The organism is Thiocystis violacea (genome assembly GCF_016583565.1).
Taxonomy (GTDB): domain Bacteria; phylum Pseudomonadota; class Gammaproteobacteria; order Chromatiales; family Chromatiaceae; genus Thiorhodococcus; species Thiorhodococcus violaceus_A.
Genome location: NZ_NRRF01000230.1, coordinates 1 through 807, shown reverse-complemented (window position 1 = coordinate 807; position 807 = coordinate 1). Strand labels below are relative to the sequence as shown.

General features: G+C 67.9%; 1 pseudogene. It reads left to right on the top strand.

Features of this window, described 5'->3' with window-relative positions:
• A pseudogene (locus tag CKO23_RS24935) lies at window positions 1–807 on the top strand (hypothetical protein); the annotation flags it as partial.

Sequence of the window (807 nt, the reverse complement as noted above, 5' to 3'; positions counted from 1 at the left end):
TGGGCGGACGCGAGCATCGCCTCGCCGGGACCCGCGGGCAGAGCGCCGCGCCCTTGCCGGGCAAGGCGTTGGTGGTGTTCGAGCCGGCGCTGGAGGTGATCACCTGGATGATCCCCGAGGTCGACGCCTACACCCAGGAGCGCGCCATGCTCGCGCGTCTTGAGGGCGCGATCGAGGCGGGGGATCTGTGGATCGCCGATCGCAACTTCTGTGTCGCCGCCTGGATCTGGGAACTGCACCAACGCGGCGCGGCGGTGCTGGTGCGCGAGCACCAGCAGATCCCCTGCCAACCGCTTGAGCCGATGCGCTTGGTCGCCACCACCGCCGAGGGGCAACTCAGCGAGCAGCGCGTGAGCATCCCCGCCCCTGATGGCGTGCAGCGCCTGGAGCTGCGCCGGATTCGCCTGCAGCTGAACACCCCGACGCGCGAGGGCGAGACCACGCTGTACCTGTTGACGACACTGCCCGAGGCGGCGGCCGATGCCGCGCTGGAGAAGGCCTTCTTGCATGTGACCACCGAGTTGCGCTGCGAGATTAAGACCCTGGCCTATCCGCCCGCCGCCCTGTTCGGATTGGCCATGGCCATCGTCGCCTACAACGCCTTGGCGGTGATCAAGGCGACGCTGCGTCAGGTGCATGGTGCCGAGACGGTCGATAGCGAGGTCTCCGGCTATTATCTCGTTCTGGGCTCTCCACTTAACCGGAGTTCCTCCACGGACGGTTTGCGGGAGGGAGGTCGAGGCTTGGCGGGTGGCCATTTGCCCTCGGCGGGGTGGGGAGTACTGTTCGGGGTCGCTGGGTCAGTGC